General features: G+C 64.4%; 11 protein-coding genes and 5 pseudogenes. 7 read left to right on the forward strand and 9 right to left on the reverse strand.

All coding sequences use genetic code 11. From position 1 onward, the window contains the following. Positions 1–926: 926 nt before the first annotated feature. The 3 genes and pseudogenes from HC022_RS28915 to HC022_RS01445 all read right to left on the reverse strand — a co-directional run. Positions 927–1,679, reverse strand: a pseudogene (locus HC022_RS28915) (GTPase family protein); the annotation flags it as partial. An 802-nt stretch (positions 1,680–2,481) separates the two neighbouring features. Beyond that, positions 2,482–3,495 (reverse strand): GTPase, encoded by a 1,014-nt coding sequence (locus HC022_RS01440; RefSeq protein ID WP_167451064.1) that lies wholly within the window; start codon positions 3,493–3,495, stop codon positions 2,482–2,484. 519 nt (positions 3,496–4,014) lie between these two features. Further along, positions 4,015–4,293: pseudogene (locus HC022_RS01445) on the reverse strand (transposase); the annotation flags it as partial. A gap of 107 nt (positions 4,294–4,400) precedes the next feature. Here HC022_RS01445 and HC022_RS28920 point away from each other — a divergent pair. Further along, positions 4,401–4,751 (forward strand): annotated as a pseudogene (locus HC022_RS28920) (integrase core domain-containing protein); the annotation flags it as partial. A gap of 42 nt (positions 4,752–4,793) precedes the next feature. Here the strand turns inward: HC022_RS28920 and HC022_RS01455 are convergent. The 3 genes from HC022_RS01455 to HC022_RS01465 are packed head-to-tail and all read right to left on the reverse strand — an operon-like array spanning position 4,794 to position 6,888. After that, positions 4,794–5,228: an iron-sulfur cluster assembly scaffold protein gene (locus HC022_RS01455; RefSeq protein ID WP_254884861.1), complete on the reverse strand. Its 435-nt coding sequence runs from the start codon at positions 5,226–5,228 to the stop codon at positions 4,794–4,796. Between the two features lie 8 nt (positions 5,229–5,236). After that, positions 5,237–5,668: a DUF1641 domain-containing protein gene (locus tag HC022_RS01460; RefSeq protein ID WP_089962434.1), complete on the reverse strand. Its 432-nt coding sequence runs from the start codon at positions 5,666–5,668 to the stop codon at positions 5,237–5,239. Positions 5,669–5,697: 29 nt separating this feature from the next. Continuing rightward, positions 5,698–6,888, reverse strand: a complete 1,191-nt coding sequence (locus HC022_RS01465; protein WP_008887366.1) for an FAD/NAD(P)-binding oxidoreductase — start codon at positions 6,886–6,888, stop codon at positions 5,698–5,700. Between the two features lie 144 nt (positions 6,889–7,032). On the opposite strand from HC022_RS01465, the gene HC022_RS01470 reads away from it, so the two are divergent. Beyond that, positions 7,033–7,455 (forward strand): helix-turn-helix domain-containing protein, encoded by a 423-nt coding sequence (locus HC022_RS01470; protein WP_089962439.1) that lies wholly within the window; start codon positions 7,033–7,035, stop codon positions 7,453–7,455. Positions 7,456–7,759: 304 nt separating this feature from the next. On the opposite strand, the pseudogene HC022_RS01475 reads toward HC022_RS01470, so the two are convergent. Further along, positions 7,760–8,388 (reverse strand): annotated as a pseudogene (locus tag HC022_RS01475) (transposase). A 30-nt stretch (positions 8,389–8,418) separates the two neighbouring features. Here HC022_RS01475 and HC022_RS01480 point away from each other — a divergent pair. From HC022_RS01480 to HC022_RS01490, 3 genes are all read left to right on the forward strand, one after another. Beyond that, positions 8,419–8,589 (forward strand): hypothetical protein, encoded by a 171-nt coding sequence (locus tag HC022_RS01480; RefSeq protein WP_167451066.1) that lies wholly within the window; start codon positions 8,419–8,421, stop codon positions 8,587–8,589. 9 nt (positions 8,590–8,598) lie between these two features. Then, positions 8,599–8,877 carry a hypothetical protein gene (locus HC022_RS01485; RefSeq protein WP_167451040.1) on the forward strand — a complete coding sequence of 93 codons (279 nt, stop codon included), beginning with the start codon at positions 8,599–8,601 and terminating at the stop codon, positions 8,875–8,877. A 155-nt stretch (positions 8,878–9,032) separates the two neighbouring features. Then, positions 9,033–9,227 (forward strand): hypothetical protein, encoded by a 195-nt coding sequence (locus HC022_RS01490; protein ID WP_167451067.1) that lies wholly within the window; start codon positions 9,033–9,035, stop codon positions 9,225–9,227. Between the two features lie 449 nt (positions 9,228–9,676). On the opposite strand, the gene HC022_RS01495 is transcribed toward HC022_RS01490, so the two are convergent. Both HC022_RS01495 and HC022_RS01500 read right to left on the reverse strand, forming a co-directional pair. Then, positions 9,677–9,847 carry a hypothetical protein gene (locus tag HC022_RS01495; protein ID WP_008887484.1) on the reverse strand — a complete coding sequence of 57 codons (171 nt, stop codon included), beginning with the start codon at positions 9,845–9,847 and terminating at the stop codon, positions 9,677–9,679. A gap of 624 nt (positions 9,848–10,471) precedes the next feature. Beyond that, complete coding sequence (locus tag HC022_RS01500) at positions 10,472–14,017, reverse strand: calcium-binding protein (protein ID WP_167451068.1); 3,546 nt, start codon at positions 14,015–14,017, stop codon at positions 10,472–10,474. Positions 14,018–14,634: 617 nt separating this feature from the next. On the opposite strand from HC022_RS01500, the gene HC022_RS01505 reads away from it, so the two are divergent. Beyond that, the gene (locus tag HC022_RS01505) at positions 14,635–15,072 is read left to right on the forward strand and encodes a MarR family winged helix-turn-helix transcriptional regulator (protein ID WP_008887459.1); all 438 of its coding nucleotides are present in this window, start codon (positions 14,635–14,637) and stop codon (positions 15,070–15,072) included. Next, positions 15,072–16,103, forward strand: a pseudogene (locus HC022_RS01510) (MFS transporter); the annotation flags it as partial. The gene HC022_RS01505 and the pseudogene HC022_RS01510, both read left to right, overlap by 1 nt.

Consider the following 16,103-nt stretch of genomic DNA (forward strand, 5'->3'; position numbering starts at 1 on the left):
ATCTCGGGCAGGACGGGCGGCGGGCAGCGGCATGGCGAAGATCAAGCCCCCGGCCGAGACCGCCCTGCCCTGCTATCCGCTCGCCTGAAGCTGTCCGTGGTCGCCATGCAATCCCCGTCTCGCGCCTGTCCCGGCCCCCGGTCAGTGTGATCCGCGCGGCCTGTCATTGGCCCGCAGGGTGCGCCGGCGGCGTCATGTCTCTGGGTGGTAAACCTGCGGCTTGCATGGATTTCTTGACCGGACGCGCCTCATTCCTGACGCTTGGTCACATCGGGGTGTTGGCGATTGACAGAAGATGTGCCCGCCTCAGACCTTTTCCCGGACATGAGCAAACGCGGCGCCGCTGCCGCATCCGGCGAGACAGGCAGGCCGTGGCGAAGAAAGCGCCACTGATCACATCCGTAGGCTCCGGCTTCGGCGACTATCTCGCGGCCTTTGGCGGTGAGCTGTCCCGCAGGCCACAGTGTTCCGACCCCGGGTGGCGCCGCCTTGGTGACCTATGAGGTCCGCGGCGACGCGGGTTATGACCGGCCGCAGGACGCCGAGTTCGCGACCGGCATCATCCTCAACGACGCGCGGCAGCGATGCGGCACGGCGTGGCATCTGGAAACGCTCAGCTTCGCCCGACCCGCGCAGCGTCTGCGCCGGCTCGAGTCCCGGGGGGGGGCACAGCGTCCGGGGTCGCCGCCGACGAGACCGGGGTCTCGTTCTCCGCCGAACTGCCCTAGCCGCGCAATTCGCAGGCCGACCCGGACCCTGCCGCCATCCTGCGCGACCACCTCGACCGACCGATTACCGACATCGCCCTCGATCTCGGTTTCAGCGAAGCCAGCACCGTCTCGCGCCTCTTACGCGCCAGGCTGGACCTCAGCCCGATCCGGCACCGGCAGCAGGAAGGCCGGCGGCAGGCTCTTCGGACCTGCGGTCTATTCCTCCCCGTTCCCGGCATCGTCTCCGTGCGTGTACTTCCGCCCGAACGCCGTAAGCGCACCGCGCAGGCCGCGACCGGCGCGGCTGGCTTCCTTCCGCACGCCGCTCGTCCGCGCCTCGATCCGCAGGCGGTTTCGCTGGGTGTCGAGCGCCGGGCCGATGAGGCTGTCGATGCGGGCGCGCAGACGGTCGACGTTCCAGTCGGGCTCGGTGAGCACCACGGGGATGGTGTTGGCGGTGGTACGTGGATCGGCAATGTCCGTCTGCACCGCCGCGACGACCTCGGTGATGCGCTGCATGGCGTCGCCGGTGAGATGGCCCTCGGGCAAGGGCCATGTCGGCAGCAACTCGTCGATGCAGGAGACCGCCACCACCACCGGCGGCATCCGGCGCCGCGGGTCGTCCGAGACGATCCCGCGCAGCATCGCGATGGTGGCGCGGTCGATCTCGCGGGCGGGACGGTTGGCGCGCACGGTCCAGACGATGAGGTCGGCGCGCGCCAGCTCGTCCGCCACCTTCCGTGCGAGCCGCGACGAGCCATCGAGTCCGGGCATGTCGAGCAGCATTGTTTCGACCCCTTCGAAATCGGTGGGGTAGGTCTTGGGCGCGTCGGTGGTGGGGATCACGTCGACCTCGGCCAGATCGGTGCCGAGCAGCGCGTTCACGAGGCTCGACTTGCCGGCGCTGATCTGCCCGGCGACAGCGATGCGCAGCGGCATGTCGCTGGCCGCCAGCCGCGCCCGGTCGAGATCGCGCGAGGCGAGGCCAAGGTCCAGCAGCTCGGAATCCGAGAAGCGCAGCCGCCCGGAGTAGAGCTCGACCGCCGCCGCCGCCACCTCCTCGAGCAGCAGCGCCTGCAGGATGGCGGTGCCCTCGCTGGTCACGAAGGAGGAATGGCCCTCGGCAATGACCCCCTCGATCTCGCGCAGGACGGCGGTGGGCAGGGACTTGACCGCGCGGATCACCCGCCACGCGTTCCAACCGTGTTTCGTCACCTTCATTGCGACGTCGCGGCGGCGCCAGAGCCAGAGCAGCGTGCCCACCGAGATGCTGTCCGAGAACGGCACCTTGTCGCGGATGTCCGAGCGCAGGCGCACGGCGACACGGTCAATGAGCAACAGCGCCTCGGGGACGGTGAAGTCGAGCACGCCCCTGTCGCCCTTGCCCGAGGCCTCCGCGACGCGGCGCACCACCTCCTGCGCGATCGGCTGCAGCTCGTCCCATGGCAGCGGGCCCGAGGTCTTTTCATCGATGAACATCTGCGCGGCCTCGAAGGCGGCAACCTCGGGCGCGTTCCACGACGGATCGACCCGCGCGTGCAGCTGGTCGGGGCGCGGCGCCCGCCCGGCCTCGCGCCCGCGCATCCAGAGCCGCGTGAGCCGGATGAGCGCAACCAGCCCCCCGAGCGAGATCGAGGCCACGATGAACTCGATCAGCCAGCCGTGTTCGATCATCCATGCGAAGCCGGCGAGCATCGAGGCCACAAAGGGCAGCGCGAGGGCGATGACTGCGAGCAGGCGGTCCCAGCGCAGCAGCGCCGGGCGGAGGCGCTCAGTCAGCTTCATCCGAAGACCTCCTGAACGCCCGCTGGTAGACCTTGCGCAGTTCCTCCTCGCTGGGCGCACTGCCATGCGCGCTCCGGTAGAGATAGTAGGCCGCGGCCCGGCCGAGCGCGTAGGTCGTGGCGAAGCTGATCGCCCCCGCGGTGGCGGCCCCCACGGTCTGGCCGTAGACCGGAATGAGCTTCGCCAGCTCGCGCAGTCCGAAGTTCGTGGCATAGCGCGCGCCGACGCTGACCCCCATGGTGCTGAGGAAGGCCGCGGCGATCTTGCGATCCCATTTCACCCCGTAGCGCAGGCCCAGCTCGTGCAGCATCTTGAGCTGCGTCGCGGGCACCGCCACCAGTCCGACGACCGGCGCGAGATCGCTGGTGAGCGCGACACCGGCGTAGGACAGGACGCAGCGCTTGTGCCTCTGGAATTCCAGATGCTCTGCGTCGCCGGCGCGGGATTTCTCGAGCAGCAGCCCCGCCGCCGGCAGTGCCTCGAGCAGGTGTCCCCTCAGCGCGTCGAGCCCCTCGACATCGGTCGCCTCGCTGGGTGCCAGCGAGAGGCTGACCGCGGGAAGCTCGCGCCCGGCAGCCCGGTTCATCCTCGCGGCAATGGTGCGCTCGGCACGCTCGCGCGCGTCCGGGTCGGGCACCAGATCCTTGCCGGTGAGCACGAGGATGGCGCGCATCCGGCTGTCCGAACCGGCGATGTCCGAGACCGCATCGGCGAGCATGCCCTGCACCGGATCGTCGAGCCGGCAGACAATCAGCAGCACGTGGCTGCGGTCAAGACAGGCGGCGAGGTCCTCGGCCGGATCATAACCCGCCTCGCCCAGGCCGCGGGTGTCGAGGAACCGCACGAGCGGCTGTTCGGGCGGAAAATCGTAGCTGCGTGCGGTGCGTGTGCAGGGCTGGAACCCGTTGCCGATCTCGACGTCCGACTGCTCGGTGAGGGCCCCGACCAGCGACGACTTCCCCGCGCCGGTCTTGCCGAGCAGCCAGACCACCGGCAGCACGATCTCGTCGTTTCCCTCGGGTGTTGGACGCCTGGAGCGCCTGAATATTCGGTTCAGCATCTCGGTTCCGATCCGCGGCTCGCCTCGTCCGCCTTGCCGGAACGTTCCGCCAAAAAGCCGCTCATTTCAACATGATCTGTCGGAGTGGCTGAGCGGATCGCTTCGGGCGTGACATCTTGCTCTCACCGCCTTCGATACAGTGGCTACACAGCGCTTGCGAATCCCACGGCGCGCCAAGCAGTCCGACTGAAGTCGCGCAGTTTACCGGGAAACGGCCAGCAGCGTGACGCCTCCTGCGCCGTATTGAGCGACTTCTCGAAACTAGGTGTTCCCATTTGCCCAAGACGCCGTCCTCGCCAAATCTGAGGCAAGGAGACCATGATGAGAAACTAGGATTTCAGCGATGAGTCAATCGGGGTGACCTGCTCCCGCGAAATCCCTCATCGTAGTGTAGAGTCTGAGCCAACTTGCGCTGCTCCCCAACCTTGGACCGCCGAATGCCGGAGTTTTTCGGCCTGGTCATGGCGACGGGCTGGCTGCGCCGCCGGGATAATGCAGGGCGATCGGGAGGTTGTATCCGATGGCGCTGTGGGGTCGGTCTTCGTTGTAGTGTCTACGCCAATCCTCCAGTTTCTCTTGCGCGTTCGCAAGGCTCATGAACCATTGCGCGTTCAGGCATTCCGACCGGAGCTTGCTGTTGAAGGCCTCAATGAAGCCATTGTCGGTTGGCTTGCCAGGGCGTGAGAAGTCCAAAGTGACCTCGTTGGCATAAGCCCACAGGTCGAGATCGCGAGAGATAATTCGCTGCCATAACCTGTCGGCAGCGCTTGTTCCCGACGTGCTACGGCATCCAATTCGCAAAGCAGCCCCGAAACCGAAATACTGCCTACTCCAGGCCCATGCGCTTCGACATGATCTGCAAAGCCAACGGCATTGTGCATCGCCTCACGAAGCCCAACCATCCTTGGAGTTGGGAGGATTGGGAAACAGTCCCGGGGGACTGTTTCTCCGACAAACGGTCAGGTTGAGCGGATGAACCGAACGATCAAGGAGGCACCGTCGAGCGTTTCCACTACGATAGCCACGACCAGCTCCGCACCCACCTCGCGGACTTCATCGCTGCCCACAATTTCGCTCGCCGGCTCAAGTCGCTCAGCGGTCTCACACCTTACAAATAGGTCTGCAAGGTCTGGATTTCAGATCCGGACAGATTCATCCTGAACCCGATCCACCAAATGCCGGGACTGAACACCTGACGGGCGACTGTGCGCAGAAGCCGGGTCGTGGCCCCCACCAGTTCATCCCATTTGCCGGAAGCCCTCATTGATCGCTTCGAAGGGCAGCATGATCGAGCCAAACCGCGTCGGAAATCCGCGGGCGGCGGAAAAAACTGACAACTCTTCCCACGGAGCGGCAAAGGCCTGCTCCTGCCCATGCAACAGGTCCCAGAGTGCCGCCCCGGCCGCAGCCACTTCGGCCCGGCACTGACCGACGGCGACTTCGGTGACGAGGCCCAGCGAGGCCATGCCCAGGGTGCAGGCCCGCGACCGCCAGCCAAGAGCGGTGATGCGGCCCTGCTCGCACATCAGGTCCAGGGTAATCATGCTGCCGCAAACCTGGCTTCTGCGGGAAACCGTAGCCTCCGGGTTCTTCAGCCGCCGGTCGGAACGCACCCGAGCGGCAAGCTCTCGGATGCGCGGTCTGTAGAGTGCGGCCAGTTCCGCCTCATTCATAGACACGGTCAATCCACGTCGGGCTCGGGCGTCACCTGACGGCCCAGCACGGCAAGAAACTGAAGCGCAAAATGCAGCCCTCGCCGCACATCCTCATCGCCTGCCGCCCGCAGCAGACCCAGCCGCGACGGCACTGGCGCGGTCGCCGCCTGATTGGCCGCATAACGCGCAGCATTGCCGAGCGCCCACGCGGTGCCGGTGATGTCTTCATACGCGGTCATCATCTTCTGGATCATGGCATCATCCGCCATGTCCACACCGTCCGAAGCGAGCGACATCAGATCGATGACATTGTGCAGGCGTCGGCCCTGGATCAACGGTGCGAGCTTGTTGGCAAGATCGATCAGGCCCTCCTCCGTCGCTGCGTCGGAAAAAGCGCTCTCTTGATTGATGCGCTCGAGCAGCGGGGTTTCCGCGCCGTTTGCTGTGGGGTTCGCCATGGCGCCCTCCTGTTCTTAAGCTTCAGATCTCAGATGATGCCGCGCGCGACAGACCAATAGATGCCGCGGTTGAATGCCTTGCGCAGCAGTCCGCCGACCTTGGTCGGTGGCGTCGGATGCACATCCTCATCGTAGTTGTAGAAAAGCGGCATGCCCGCTTCCAATCCCATCTGCGCCACGGCCTGCACCTTGCCGTCATAGTGCTCGACGATGCGGCCCAGCCGCATATCCCCGGCGATATTGTTGACGATCACCGGGCACTGGTTGTGGCAGGAGCCGCCGGCCTTGGAGATCGGCAGATCGACCGTATCGCCCATCACGTAGGCATTTGGATAGCCTTCGAGTTGCAGCGTGTCCCGGTCGGTGGGCAGCCAGCCCTCGTTGTTCGCCGCTTGCGAGAGACCGCTGTTGATCACCGCGTCCACAGCGCGGATCGGCGGGGTCGACATCAGAATGTCGAACTCTTCTTCCTCGCCCTCGCTGGAGATCGCGACCTTGCGTTCCGGATCGACCTTGGCCAACGTGAAGCTACGCTTGTATTTGATATCGCGCTCTTCGAAGATCGGCGGCAGGACAGAACACACCTCTTCCTGCATGAACAGGCAGTTGCGCAGAAGCTGAGAAACGGTCGGATAGGTATAGACGATCTCGATCTGGTCGCGCACGCCCTTGCGGCGCAAATACTCGTCGAGCATCAGCGTGGTTTCCATCGGCGCGATGCCGCATTGGTGCGGGACGTTCGGCGTTTCGGGGAAGTTCACGGTGACAAACACCCGGCCCTTTTCAAGCGTCAGCAGTTTGTCCGAGAGTTTCCGGGCCGGCTCGTATTGATAGAAATAGTCTCCGCCTTCCTTCAGCCCCTCGATCCGTTCAGGCGCGGGCAGGCAGCCGGTGGAAACCACGATGTAATCGTAGCTGATCGTCTTGCCGCTGGCGGTCTTCACCTTGGAGCCCTTGAAATCGAAGGCTTCAACCTTGTCGAGCTGAAAGTCGATCTCGGGACGCAGAAGGGACTGCTGTTTCCTGCGCAGTTCACCTTTAAAATACATATCAAAGGCAACATACATGAACGCAGGCTTGTAGTAGTGCCACGGATTGTCCGAAAGCATGGTCACCTTGACCTTGCCGTTTGCGATCTCTCTGTAGAACTTGGTGACAAGGCTGTTTGCGGTCATCGTACCGCCGATACCGCCACCGACCACGAGTATATGCTTTTGCATGATCCCTCCCCTGGAATACTGGAACCCTCCGCCCACCAGTGCGGTGGACTTCGGACCAGGGGTCCAAATACGAGCAGATTTGGCTTGCGACCAAGCGCCAACCTTTCCATTTTGGAAAACAGGGGTGCGTGGGAGGGGCCAAAAATGAACGACGCCATCAGCTCTCAGCAAGAGCCCGACGCGATGCGGGCGGCGGTTCAGTCGCAGATCATCGACTGTCTCAACCGGTTCTATGCGATGGAATCGGGGATGTGGGGCAAGCCGCTCGACAGCCTGATCATCCGCACGGTTGTGCAGGGCCGGATGCAGGGCAAGCTCTATGATTTTTCGGCTCTGTCAGAGGCGCTCGACCTTCCGATCAGCACGCTACACCGCAAGATCAACAGCTTGGTCGAAAGCGGCTACCTGCGGCGCGAGCCCGTGGGAAAATCGATCTATATCGCGCCAACCGAGCGCACCTCGGTCAGGTTCGATGAGTCTTTCGAGGCGATGGTCACGACCCTGCGGCGGCTCTACCGAGGCGAATACAACTTCGACGGCGCGCCGAACCTCTGCGACGAGCCATGAGCGCCCCCATAAAGCCGGATGCAGACGTAAGCCATAATGTGCTCTGTGCCGATTTTCGACGAGAAGCAGATCAGAGATAGTCAAACGGAAGCAGCATGCGCCTGAAGTCAAGGCGAAGGCAGCGCTTAAAGCGCTTGTCCGTAAATCTGTCATGGTCGGCCGTTCCAGATCGATCCCGTCCCGAGAGTGGATCTGCCTTTGGCCACGGCGCTCTTCCTCGGAATCCTCCCGCGCCGTTTCATCTCGACAGGGCGTTGTTGCGCGACGCATGCCTGAGGCCTGATGGCCCCTTTCGCCGTCGGCGTCATGCCTCGCAGACGATTTCAGCGGTGCCCGGCGCATTGAAGCGGTTGATGAGGAAGCGGTTGATAAGGGCGATGCGGATCTGGATTCCGGCGCTTTGTCGGCCCGGGTCTCTTGAGGCGACGCGCTACCGAAGGCCCTGAGGCACCGCATTTTCGCCTCGATCCGGCTTCGGAAGTGGCATCCGGTTCATCCCCTGCCCGGCAGGTGACTGCATGCGTTCACCGAAAGGGGCGGTCACGGTGCCGATCTCATCGCCCTCGGGGATCTTGTCGAGCAGTTCCGGCAAGACAGGACTGTCACCATCGCTGCCGGGAGTAAATTCAACAGCGCGGATGTCAGACGTGGCGGCATCCATGGCCAGATGCACCTTGCGCCATTGACGACGGCCCCGAGCACCGTGCTTGCGCGCCTGCCACTCTCCATTGCCGAGAAACCTGATGCCGGGCAGTCGACAGACAAAACCGGATCGCCGCATCCGAGAACAACGCGCGGCGGCCGGGGTCGCCGTCATGCGCCGCGAGCCAAGTCAACTCCTTGTCCAGCCAGATCAGTAGCGACCCGCGATTGCGAAGCCGTGTAGCTCGACCAGTTCGTCGTGCGCTAGCGGGCGGCTTCAGGCTTGCTCATGCACCCCGTCTAACCGCATGGATTCACGAGGTGAATCCTTCGCAGACAGAGTTCTGCAACAACGCCAGCTCGCTGGAAGAACAGGTGCGCAACGCTTTCGCGGAAGGTCACACCGCGGAGACCGCCCGTCAAGCATGGCCAATCAGTGCTGGACGCGACATGGCGTTTTCAAGCTTCGCGGGAACTGAGGACTTCTATTGAGTGACAGCAGTGTTGGTGATCACGGGCTGGGTCCTCGACGGCGCCATCGACGGGTTCGTCGCCGTTCCGGGCGGCTCGGTACGCTCGCTCGAGCTGACGCTGGGCCCGTTCGTCCCGCGACTCCCCGAGGCCGGGCTCGTCCGCTCGGGATACTGCGCGTTGCCCTGCCTCGTGCCCGCGATTGCCCTGGCTTTCCCGACCGACATGCACAGGGTTCATAACTCTCAACAAATGAAGGGCCGGACGATCCTGAGCGAAACACTCGCCTTGCGCAGGCAGCAAACCTGACCGAAACGATTGGCATCCGATCCCGACAATATCCCTCAACCATTTGTTTTTATTCGCTTTTATCTTGCCAACTCCGCGAGGTGCAACTATATCCCCTTCATGGCGAGGGACGCTGGACCACGGCCCTTACCAACAGAGATACATAGGAGAAAGCCATGTCCAAAGAGCATAACTGCGCAACCTGTGCCTTCTTCGAAGACCACAAGGCGAACACCACTGCGGTTCTGGATGATGCCGGCCTCTGCCGCTTCAACCCGCCGGTCACCCAGCCCGAAGCCAACGCCCGCGGCCTCTGGCCGGTGGTGAAATCCGACGACTGGTGCGGCCACTTCGAAGCCGAAGCCGCCTGAGCGGCCCGGAACAGGGCGACGCCATCCATCCCCCCAGCAAGGCCGCCCGCGCGGGCGACCCAGCAAGGCAGACAGACAGCCAAGCCGAAGAGGAAGGGCGGATCGACGATCCGTCCTTTCTTGCGTTTCAGGACGCGAAAAGCCAATGCCATGCACCAGCGGCAAGGCGGCCTTGCAGCAGCGTCCCTTGTTCTGCACCGCAGCACTGCGTAGGTAAGGGCAACGGCGCAGCGATGTGCCACAGAGTTTCCTGGGGTTCTCTCCTCCTCCCTGAGCCCCGGAAATCAGCGGCGACCCTCTCTCCTCCTCCCTGAGGGTCGCCGCGCCCCTACCCTCCCCCTCGCATTCACTGGTAGTCCGCCCCCTTGCATATGCCCTGCGCGTGAAAAGACCCGCCGGGCACACGGGCCGGGCGGGTCTGTCTGTCGTAGTCAGCGTCCCTCGAGGGATCAGGCGGCGGTGCTGCGGTCCATGCGCTCGCGCTCGGCGGAGACCGCCTCGAGGTACAGCTCCGGATCATCGTCCGAGCCGCAGACCTTCGTCGCGATGTCGAAGTCCGACATGCCACGCAGCAGCAGAAGCTCGACCTTGTTGGCCTGCTCGCGGTTCAGAAGGTTCATGGTGTCCTCTCCCTTGGCTTCGGTCGGCACAGGCCCCCAGAGAGGGCGGGACGGCCGTCCATCGGTGTCATCCAGTTGTTCGGATCCCCGCCCGAGTGCGCGGCGGGTGCCTCTTCTTAGCACAGTCCGGTAGCGCAACCAAGCGGCATGACCGGGCGTTGCCCGGGACGTTGCGACACAGGGTCGTACATCGCCAGATCGCCGGACGGGCAGATGCTCAGGAAGTGAGCAAAAGATGAGCGCCGGATATGCCAATTGGTCGCATATGGCGTGTTTCACCACCCGCTGCCATTGCGCCGCCTTCTGGCACCTATATCTCGGTAAGAGAGACGCCCGGTCGCCCCACACCTCCCCTGGAGGCGACCGGTTCCAGACTGGATGGGCCCTTACTCTATCGCGCCATCCGTCTTCAGGGTCGGCCCGCCCTCCTCCTCCCGGCGGGTCGACCAAGAATTCCCTTGCGCGTGCTACGTCACATGACAACGGGCTCCGTGTCCAGAAAATTCGACGCTGCGTTGCGGCGCAGTCGCAGTCACTCGCGTCGGCCGGCAATCGCCCAGACGAAAAGACCCCCGACGCGGTACGCGCCGGGGGCCGGTCTTGCGTTGCGATCGCCTCGCGGGATCAGAAGAACGACAGGTCGTCCACCATGTCCTGCTTGTCGGTCACCCCGTCGAGCACCACGATCCGGCCTCCGCCGAAATCGAAAATGGTGTCGCCAGAGCTGTCGTCGGCGAAGGTGTTCACCACCTGCTGCGCCGTCATGCCACCGCCCCAGAGCGTTGCGTCGAGTCGCAGAGTGTCGATGTCGTCCTGGAAGTCGAGGATGGTATCCACCTCGGAGCTCAGCCCGAAGATGAAGGTGTCGGCCCCGGAACCGCCAGCGACGGTATCGTTGCCACCATTGGCCCGGATGATGTCGTTGCCCGACCCGCCGAGGATGGTGTCGTCGCCATTGGCACCGGCCAGCACGTCATTGCCCGACCCACCCTCGATGCTGTCGAGTGTCGAGGTCGACGCAGGGTTGCCACCCGAGTAGCCGGTGATGGTGTCGTTGCCGCCACCGCCACGTAGCGTCTGGAAGTTGCCGCCACCGATGATGATGTCGTTGCCGCCACCGCCTTCGATGGTCACCGTGTTGATGCTATTGGCATCGAGGACATCCCCGAAGGCGGAACCGACCAGCCGGTCAAAACCCTCGAGAATGTCGCCGTCGGCGTGGCCGCCGGTGTTGGTGGCGGAGTTCATCAGCACCTGCACCCCGGCGTTGGAGTTGGCGTAGCTCACCGTATCCTTGCCGTTGTTGCCAACGAGGCTGTCTGCCCCGGCGTTGCCCGCGATCACGTCGTCGCCGAGCCCACCGATGATGGTATCGTCGCCGGCCGCGCCTGCGAGCACGTCGTCGCCGTTGCCGCCTTCGATCACGTCCGCTGTCGAGGTCGAGTTGAAGTTGGCACCGGCATAGGCGGTGATGGTGTCGTTGCCGCCGCCACCGCGCATGGTCTGGGTGTTGCCGCCACCGATGATGCGGTCATTGCCGCCGCCGGCTTCAATCGTGGTCAGGTTGCGGTTGTTGGCGTTGATCACGTCATTGAAGGACGAGCCCACGACGCGCTCGAAGCCGGTGATGAAGTCGCCCTGCGCATGGCCGCCGGTGTTGGCACCGGATTCCAGCAGCACGTTCACCGCGGCGTTCGAGTTGGCATAGCTGAGCGTATCCCGGCCGTTGCCGCCTTCCATGCTGTCGGCACCTGCGTTGCCGGCGACCACGTCGTCGCCGAGACCGCCGATGATGGTGTCGTTACCCGCCGCACCGGCCAGAACGTCGCTGCCCGAACCGCCGTCGAGAAAGTCCGCGACGCTGGTCGAATTGAAGTTCGCACCGGCATAGGCGGTGATCGTGTCGTTGCCACCCTGGCCACGCATGGTTTGGGTGTTGGCACCACCGATGATGCGGTCGTTGCCGCCACCGGCTTCGACCGTGGTCAGGTTGCGGCTGTTGGCGTCGATGGTGTCGGCGAAGGCCGAGCCCACGATGCGCTCGAAGCCGGTGATGAAGTCACCCTGCGCGTGACCGCCGGTGTTGGCGCCGGTCTCGAGCGTGATGTTGATGCCGGCGTTGGAGGCGGAGTACGACAGCGTGTCGCGGCCGTTGTTGCCGAACATGCTGTCCGCGCCCTGGGCGCCCGCGATCACGTCATCTCCGAGCCCGCCGATGATGGTGTCATTGCCGAGGCCGCCGTTGATCGTGTCCGCGCCTCCACGGCCGTTGATGCTGTCGTCCCCGTCGTTGCCAAGGAAGATGTTGTCAGCGCCGTCGCCGAAGAGATTGTCATGCTCGTTCGAGCCGAAGACGTTCTCGACGCTCTGGATATCGAACGAGGCGCCATAGGCCGTACGTGTCGAAGTATAGAGATAGTCATAGGTCTCGGTGGCAAGATCGACGAGCATCCCGAGCGTGCCATAGGTCGTGCCCGAGAAGTCCGCGGTATCCCTTCCGGCGCCACCGAAGAAGTTGAAGCTCCAGCCGCTGCCGGTCTGGGCGACGGTGTCGTTGCCGCCACCGCCGGTGATCGTGTCGCCGTTCTCGTTGAGCCCGCCGAGGTGGTTCACGAGGTCGTTGCCGGCCCCGAGGATGAGCTCGTTGTTCTCAGTCACGGCGTCGGTCACGGTATCGTCACCCGCGGTGCCGATCGCGTTCTCGAAGCTGATCATCTGCTCCGTGTTGGCGTTGGTGTCGGTTACGAGCTCCGCGGTCAGGTCGATTTCGAGGCCGTTTTCACCCGAATTCGAGAAGTCGATCCAGTCATTGCCGGAGCCACCGTCATGCAGGTCGGAGTTGATCGCCGACGAGACGCGCAGCGTGTCGTTGCCGGCATCGCCGAAGTAGTTGCGGATGGCACCGAGCTCGGTGATGTCGTCATTGCCGGCGCCGCCACGGACGTCACCAGCGCCGCTGTCGACGGTGAAGGTGTCGTTGCCGACCGTGCCCGCCCAGTAGTCGAACTGAGAACCGGACAGCGGCATATCGCCCTCGCTCGCGGCATCGCGGACGTCGAGGATCTGGGTGTAGATCCGGCTGTTGAGCGTATAGGTCACCTGCACCCGGCCATCCGCGAGCAGCGTCGCATCGGGCTGCGAGGCGTTCGCCTCGTCGGAGATGACGAAGTTGCTTCCGACCTGCGCACCGCTGGCGTTGAAACGCTGCGCGATGAGCTGGTCGAGCGTGTCCTCGTCGTAGATGACCATGAAGCCGCCATCGTCGAGCGCGACCACGACCGGCTCGTTGGCATCGTCGACCCCGCCGAGGTTGGACACCACGATGACGCCCGACGTGGCAGAGCCGGACGCGTCGAAGACCTGTGCGAGAATGTCATCGTCGGTGTCGAAGTTGCGCCACGCCACGACGAAGCCACCACCCGCGAGCGCCGTCACCGACGGATCGTAGTCAAGCTCGGAGTCCCCGGCGGTGCCGGCGATCGAGGTGATGCTGAGCACGTTGGCACCGGTGGGGCTGAGGATCCGGATGACGATGTCGGTATCGCCGGCGCCATTGTTGCGACCGGCCGCCACGACGTAGTTGCCGTTCGAGAGCACATCGATGTCGATGTAGGGATAGGTGGTGACCGAGCCGCCGCCGAGGATCAGGGTCGCGGCCCCGGTGAAGGACTCGGTGTCGGAGTTCCAGATCCGGGCGTAGACGTCGCTCTCGGTGGCGCTCTCCTGCTGCGACCAGATCACCATGGCCGAGGTGCTGCTCGACACGGCGATCTCGGGCACGAAGCCGTTGGGCACCCCGTTGCTGCCATCGAAGAACGCGTAGGCAAGGGCTTCCTGCACACCGTCCGCATCGAACTGGCGCACGCGAATGTCGTCGAAGCTGCCGGTGTCGACCTCGTGCGCGATCAGGAAGCCACCGTCGGGCAATGCGGCGACGGCAGGGAAATCGTCAGCGTTGTCGGTCTCGCCGAGATAAAGCTCGGCCGAGACGACGTTGCCGAACGGATCGAGGATGCGGCCCCATACGTCGTAGTCGCCGTCGTCAAAGGCAGTCCAGACGATGAGGACGTTGCCGTTGGACAGCTGGACGACGTGGGAGTCGGCGTCGGTGCCTGAGCTCGTGCTGGGAATGAGTGTCTCGGGGAGCCAGGCGACTGGGGTATTGGGCATATCAAAATCTCCATAAAAAATTGCGCGTGGCGCCATGGGCGGTACGCACACCTGCAGTCACTGGGTAACAGGGAAGAGTCGACTTGCCGCCTAAAACGGGTGTGGTCGCCGGGGACTCAAAGGCGACGGGGCTCTGTAATAGGCTAAAAAACTCTCCTACCGCTAATGTTGATCAGCCTAACACGCGCGTGATTGACCTGCATAGCCCTTCGAGCGTGTTGCTTTCCGTACTTGACAGGCGTTTTTTCTCAACAAAGTCTCTGCCCTCGCGCGCCGGGAACGACCGCCACATGCGGGCCTCAAAGCCGCAGAAATTCCAGCGGAACTACATGATAGTATTCGGTTCGTCCGCGCATCCGCCTGACCGCCCCGGGATCGGGCCGAATCGCCGTCCGGTATTCCCGCACCACCGCGGCGGCGAAGTTGACGCGACACCACCCGCGCGCGGCCATCGGCGATGGTTCGCGGAGGATTCGCCCGCCAAAAAATCTGACGCGAAAGAGCGTCTGCCGCGACTCTCCTCACACCCAAGTGAGCCACCACGGCGGGCCGCCGGGGTTGACCGCAGCACCAATATCGTTACCTAGGCAATCATTAGCAGGGTAACGTATCGCGCCATGACCGATCCGGTTCACAAAGACTTCCTGCCCGCGGTGTTCGGGCTCGTGCGGGGGATCCGCAAACGCTTCAACGCGCGCGCCGCAGCGATGGAGATGACCTACGCCCGAGCGCAGGCCCTGCTGCACATTTCCGCCTGCGAGGGGCTCAGTCAGGCCGAGCTTGCCGAACGGCTCGAGATCCGCACGCCGTCGATGAACCGCACGCTCGACCATCTCGAGGCGGCGGAGCTGATCGAGCGGCGCAGTGATCCCGACGACAAGCGCCTGCGCCGGCTGTTCCTCACCCCGCAAGCCCATGCCAAGGCCGAGCGCATCGTGGGCTTCACCGAAGAACTGCGCCGCGAGGTCTACCACGACGTCACGCCCGAAGAACTTGCGCAGGCGCTCGAGACGCTGCGCCGGATCCAGCAGAACCTAGACCGGATGGAAGGCTGATGTCCGAGAGCTCCGCCACCCCCGGGGCGGCCGCGACGCCGCCCCGCCCCGCCTTCGTGCCGAAACCGCCGCTACTCGCGGCGGCCTACATGCTGGCGTCCACTTTCATCGCGCTGTCCCAGTCGCTCGGGCAGGGCTTCCTGTCGGCCAATCTCACCACCCTTGGCGGCGAGCTCGGCGCCACCCAGTCCGAGACAATGTGGCTGATGGTGGTGTTCATGGCGCCGCGGGCGGTGCTGCCGCTGATGCTCATCAAGATCCGCATGCAGTTCGGCCTGCGCCGCTTTGCCGAGGTCTCGATCATCGTCTACGTCGCGGTGGCGCTGCTGAGCCTGCTGGCCACCGACCTGCGCTCGGCGCTGGTGGTCGAGCTGCTCTCGGGTATCGCCGCCGCGCCGCTCTCGACGCTGGCCTTCCTTTACATGCTCGAGCCCCTGCCCCCCGAGAAGAAGCTGACCATCGGCCTGCCGCTGGCACTGACCATGATCTCGCTCGGCACGCCGCTGGCAAGGGCGATCAACCCGCTGATCCTCACCGACGGCAGCTGGACCAACATCCTGATGCTGAAGCTCGGCATGTCGATGATCTGCCTGGTCCTGGTCTACCGCCTGCCGCTGGTGGCTGCCGAGACCATGAAGGTGATCAAGGGCATGGACCTCGTGAGCTTCGGGCTGATCGCCGCCTCGTTCGGCGGTTTCGTCGCCTGCTTCACCACCGGCGCGACCTACTGGTGGGTCGAGGTGCCATGGCTCGGGCAGGCCATCGCCGCAAGTATCGCCGCCCTTGTCCTCGCGCTGGTGATCGAGCTGCACCGGCGCACGCCGCTCCTCGACGTGCGCTGGCTGACCTCGCCCGCCATGCTGCACCTGACCGCCGCGCTGCTGATCTTCCGCATCATCCTCTCCGAGCAGTCCTCTGGCGCGCCGGGGCTCTTCCAGACGCTGGGCTTCGCGCAGGAGCAGGTCGCGCCCCTGTTCTGGGCGATTGCCGCCGCGACCCTTGGCGGCGGCATCGCCTGCGCGCTGGTGCTG

Source organism: Salipiger sp. HF18 (genome assembly GCF_011806505.1).
GTDB lineage: Bacteria > Pseudomonadota > Alphaproteobacteria > Rhodobacterales > Rhodobacteraceae > Salipiger > Salipiger thiooxidans.